4 protein-coding genes are annotated in these 5,591 nt (G+C 48.4%); 1 reads left to right on the forward strand and 3 read right to left on the reverse strand.

Annotation, left to right across the window (positions count from 1 at the left end):
- On the forward strand, window positions 1-734 hold a 734-nt coding region (locus WBA23_RS19155; RefSeq protein ID WP_424583888.1), incomplete at its 5' end, for a polysaccharide deacetylase family protein.
- Between the two features lie 120 nt (window positions 735-854).
- On the opposite strand, the gene WBA23_RS19160 is transcribed toward WBA23_RS19155, so the two are convergent.
- The 3 genes from WBA23_RS19160 to WBA23_RS19170 all read right to left on the reverse strand — a co-directional run.
- Window positions 855-2,351 (reverse strand): S41 family peptidase, encoded by a 1,497-nt coding sequence (locus WBA23_RS19160; RefSeq protein WP_424583889.1) that lies wholly within the window; start codon window positions 2,349-2,351, stop codon window positions 855-857.
- A gap of 132 nt (window positions 2,352-2,483) precedes the next feature.
- Entirely contained in the window at window positions 2,484-4,130 is a 1,647-nt protein-coding gene (locus WBA23_RS19165; RefSeq protein ID WP_424583890.1) for a SusD/RagB family nutrient-binding outer membrane lipoprotein, read from the reverse strand.
- Between the two features lie 12 nt (window positions 4,131-4,142).
- Window positions 4,143-5,591: TonB-dependent receptor domain-containing protein (locus WBA23_RS19170; RefSeq protein ID WP_424583891.1), on the reverse strand; the 1,449-nt coding region annotated here is incomplete at its 5' end.

Genomic DNA, 5,591 nt, shown 5'->3' on the forward strand with positions numbered 1-5,591 from the left:
AGTTTATTGAGTGGGCCAAGGAAAACCCTCAGGAAGACGTAGGATTGCACCTCACGCTTACCAGCGAATGGAAAACCTACCGCTGGGGTTCGGTGGCTGACTCAGCCGAAGTACCCGGACTAATTGACCCAAAAGGAAAGCTATGGCGTAGCGTTCGGGAGGTGGTGGAACACGCCTCGGCGGAAGAAGTAGAAACGGAGATTCGTGCCCAAGTAGAAAAATCACTCGCACTCGGTTATCGCCCCGACCATATCGATACGCATATGGGAACCTTGTACGGCTCACACGAATTCACCGCGGCTTACACCAAAGTGGCGGAAGAGTACGGCATTCCCGCGATGGTCATCGATATGTCTAATCCGGCGGTAGTGGAAGGATTTCGGCAGCAGGGCTACCCCATTACTGAGGAAATGCTGGCGGTGGTCAACAACTACAAGTTACCCAAACTAGACTATTTTTACTCTATCGGAAAAGGGGATACTTACGAAGCAAAATGTCAGAAGTTTTACGATTTGGTGCAGTCCTGGCAGCCCGGATTGATCGAGATCATCTTTCACCCTTCCGAAGGTACTGAGAACCTAAAAACGATCACCGGCTCCTGGCAGCAGCGTATCTGGGAAGCCGAAATGTTCGCCGATCCCGACGTAATTCAGTTTCTAAAAGACGAAGAAATCATATTCACCAACTGGAAGGAAATCATGAAACGCTTCAACGAGGGAGTGGTTCGGAACTAAGAGTTGATATGAGTCAACATAGTTCTTAGGATTTAAAATTATTACGATTTGTTCTGTAAGAGATGCCCAATCTTTTAAAATAGCCCAAACTAAGCTATTTTGGGAATTGCGAACAGTTAATTACTGAGCTGTCTGTTCAATTAATTGCACCGCGTAGTCGTGCTGGGGGTCTTTATTTTGTAGAAAGTCTTCAATGGTAGGTGAAACCAAATGATCGGGAATAATGCCACGACCTAATGGTATGTCAGGCTTTACATTGGTCAGATACCTTGCTAACGGTAGAAGCAATCGGATTTTGGTGTTGGGTAGAGTGATATTGAATTCCCAATTACTGGTGTTTCCGTAGTAATTTCCTCCGGTTTCTTCGCCGATAATGGTAGCCAGGCCGAGCGAGTGCATCCAGGCGGCAAAGTCAGAGGTAGCCGAAGCTGTAGAACGACCTACGAGCAGAAAAATATTTCCGGTAAATCGTTCCGAGGCGGGTTGAACCGTACCTAGCACTCGTTTATAACCAGCCGCCCGCTTGAGCAGATAAGTAGAGTCGGTTACCTCGAATCTAGTCATCATACGGAAGAGTTTATAGCGTAGCCAGCTTACTTCGCTGTACTTTCGGGAGTTTAGCTTTTTGTTCTTAAACTCAATGGCTTTGTATCCGGCAAAGGGTTCGGAAAGAAAGTAGGATAATAGGCTAAGCCCGTAGTCTTCGTTCCCCCCTCCGCGATCTCCCACATCCAAAATCAAATTGTCTACTTCAGCCTCTAGAATCTCATCCATGCTACGCGCTAAGACTTTCTTAAACTTGTACTTCTTCCCGTCTATTTCCCAGTTCGCAAATCGGGGTATTTTTAACGTTGCTGTGCTAGCTTCTTTATCAATGCTCCATTGAATCCACGGCCTTTCATTGTTGGTAGTCCCGTATCGCTCGCCCCTAATACTGTCTCGCTGAGGATAGCTAAGCCCCGCTAGCTGGTAATCCGCTAAACTTCCGTTTGGCTCTTTCACTACCAGACGAAATTGATCGCTATCGTCGATCAAGTATTTATAGCGGACATAAAATACGCTTTGCAGAAAATACGAAGCCCATCCTTTTTGATGACCATCGCTACTCGTGTGAGTCAATAGACGAGCAATAATAGAATCCATTGGAGTTTCATTGATCGATACTACTTCTACCCCTAGTGGAATTGATTCTACTTCACTTACATTTCGGTAGATATAGCCCTTGCCGTTCAAAATTTTCAGATCAAGGGGAAAGTAACGAAGACTATCGGTAAAGTAGACTTCGCCCATTGTTTCGGAAGGAGCAATGGTGGTATGAAGACAGTTTACTTGGGCAGTTAATTCACTGAGTGTGGGGAAAAACTCCCGCTCGGTCATGGGGTGATCTATGGTGGCGAGATGCTGGCCAAAACAACTGTCCATTTCGGCTTTCGTACTAGACCAGTAAAGTCCGGGATGGCTCTCTTCTAATGACTGACGAAACACGGTAAAGTCTTCTAGTAGCTCCTGCGTAGTGAATTTCTTATCCAGATAGCTATGCTCTTGCGCGTGTGTATATGTTGTGTGAAAGATGAGTAAGCAAATTAAATAGCTCAATAGCTTAAGCGTGGTTAGCATAGTTTTTACGGTAAGTAGACTCCAATAAAAAACTCACCATCCTTCAGCATATTGCGCTAAAAGAATATCTCTGACAAAAAAAGGCAGAAAGTTGACTCTTTCTGCCTTAATAGTTTAGGAGGTCTACCAGATCTAGTAGGGTTCGCCAGTACCTTGAAGTACCCAGGGCTTTGACCAAGCACTGTTTTTCCCATCCGGGGATGTGAAGGCGGTTTCCTCTAGTCGGTTGACGGCTTCCATCGCGTTGCTTTCGTTCACAGTCAGTTCGTCTTGCATGTAGTAGAACCGTAGTGGTAGAGCGGAGCGACGAGCGGCGTCACCGGCTTCCAGCGCGGGGAATCCGGTTCGGCGGTAGTCAAACCAGGCTTCGGTAGCGGCGGTCCAACTGGCAATCCATTTTTGGGTAATCAGTTGTTCCAACGTACCGTCAAACGCGGCAGGACCCGCTAAGTAGGCTTCGTACTGATCGCCTACGCCCCAAGTTTCCAGGGATGCCTTTACTCCGGCATTGTAGAGGGTTTGAGCATCACCTACGGCCCAACCGTTCAGGGCAGCTTCGGCTAAAATAAAGTGTACTTCGGCAGCCGACGCTAATCGAGCCAACAGCATGGGTCCGGTGGCATCTCGGTACATGTCGGATATAGCCGAGACGTGCGGATTGGCTGATCCTTGTCCGGCACCGGCATTCAAGTTGTACCCCGCGGGTATATTGCCAACGGCGGGTGGCAAACCCACGTATTCCGGGTCGGTGTTGTAAGGAATGCCGGGCGGAATTTGATCGGGACTGATGTAGCGTACTCCGTCAACAATAGTGTTCGTTTCAGCAGACAGGGTGTCGGATACGACCAAAGGAACCTCAACTTTCTCGGCCCATACGGCAATCCGGGGATCGTTGCGGGTTTGTAGGGCATCTACCAGCGTCTCGCACATCTGAATTCGGGTGTACTGGCTGCCTCCCAGATCAAACACACTGTTGGAAGGCCAAGCGTCATCTGAACCATTGCCTACGTAACTCATGGTGGCATCATTCTCAATACTGGTGATGATTGGGTACTGGTCGGGATCACTCACTATTTTCTCTACTCCCGCCTGGGCCATCGCCGGTTCTTTTCCCGAAATCCTCATATAGTACCGCAGCATTAGCGAGTTAGCGAACCTGCGCCACTGCAAAGGATCGCCGCCGTAGATTACATCCGTACCGTAGATGTTTTCGTTCTGAGCTTGACTTTCGTCGACAGCCAGTACGGTGTTGGCCATTTCCAAGTCAGCGAGAATACCTTCGTAGATCACATCCTGGGTATCGAAGGCCGGAAGCAGGTTTTCGTTTCCGCCTTCGGAGGCATTCAGGGCATTGGTGTAGGGAGCGTCGCCCCACAGATCGGTAATCATTCCAAAGTTATACGCTCGCATCACCAACGCTACGCCCTGATGAAAAGGGAAGTCCATCGCAACCGCCCGCTCGTATATGACTTTGTTGTCCCGAAGAATGTTGTAGTATTCTGCCCAGCTTTGGTTCGACCAGTCGTAGTTGTTATGACCGCCCGCCCAGCCGTTCTTTTGGGTGTGCTGCATCACTCCGGCAATATTACCACACCCCAGGTCCACTACGTTTCTTGACGACTCGGTTAGCACCGTGGCTAACATCAAATTGGGGTGCACGTTGTCGGGAGAAACTCCGTTCGGGTTTTCGTTTTTATTAATTAGATCATCCTGGCAGCCTAGTAAGAAAGCGGTTGATAATGCCAGCGTGGCGATAAGTTTATTCGTTGCTATTTTCATAATAATTATCGTTTAAAAGGTCAATCCTAGTTTGAAACCAATAGGGACTACGAAGGGCGTTACGTTGTAGCGTTCAATTCCCTGCTTAAGCTGTACCCCGTTACCCTGCGCGCTAGCTTCCGGCTGGTACGCTCGTTCGGGGTCTACACCAATCTTGGCTTTCGTCCACAGGATAATATTTCTACTAAACACTCCCACGTTTATATCTTGTAGCCCAATAGAATTAACGAACGTTCGGGGTAGCTGATAGCTTAACACTATTTCCCGAAGTTTAAGATAGTCGGCATCAAACAGGGCTGTTTTGGTAAAATCCCAGGCGTAGTTGGCCGCAAAAGGAATGTACCTAGTACCGTCTCCTCCTAAGTTTTCCACGTATTCGCCATCTTCGCCAACGTATACGCCCGGGTTGAAAACCCCATCGCCTAGCGTAACCCCATCTTCAAACGGAATAGGATGACCACCCAGTTCTTCGGTAGGTCCCCCTACAATGTTAACTCCATCGGTAATGTATTGATCTTGGTTAGCCACTAGCCAGTCGCGCAAAGCATCACCTTCCAAGTCGCCAGGATCAATTAGCTGATCTAGCCAGCGTTGAGAGCGCATGTCCGATTCCATGTATCGGTAGGTCTGAGAAACAAACTCCCCGCCTTTACGCCAGTCAAAAGTCATGTTCAGATTGAAGCCTTTGTAGGAAATATTAGTTTGCGCTCCCAGGATAAAGTCCGGATTAAAATTACCGATCTTGTTCTGGGTTTCGGCGGCATTAATAGATTGCCAACTTCCTTGGTTATCGAGAATAGGGTATCCGAAGTACGGTGAGTTTTCATCTTCTACCACCACCATCTTCCGATCGTAAATATCGCCAATTTCATCACCCACGTAAGTCCAGGCCCCACCTTTGGCATCCGTCCACAGCGTGAATAGATCAATGCCATCAGATAGCTCCTCAATGGTGGTTCGGATTCGGGTAAAGTTGGCACTGATGTCCCAGGTCCAGTTACCGTTACGAATAGGCGTGCCGCCCAGCATCAGCTCCCAGCCTCGGCTGGCGACCAATCCGGCGTTAATTATTTTTGAATTAGCACCGGAGGAAGGAGGTAGCGTAAGACCTAATATTTGATTCTCGTTTTCTATGGTGTAGTACGTACCCTCAAAGCGCAAACGGTTATTGAACAAGCCAACATCCATGCCCACCTCAAAGGAAGTAGCAATCTCCGGTTTGAGGTCTTGGTTCAATAATTCTCCAGGAGTGGATAAGCGAATAGCGTCGCCCCAATTGCCTACGTTATTAAGTACCGGTAGCAATCGGTAGGGATCGGTATCATTACCCACCTGGGCCCAGCCGGTTCTCAGCTTCAGCAGGTCAACGTTCGGTATGGTGACCATTTCACTCAACAACACACTTAGTGAGGCAGAAGGATAGAAGTAGGAGTTCTCTCCTTCAGGCAGGGTGCTAGACCA

Origin of the sequence: Tunicatimonas sp., from assembly GCF_049647865.1 — a bacterium.
GTDB lineage: Bacteria > Bacteroidota > Bacteroidia > Cytophagales > Cyclobacteriaceae > Tunicatimonas.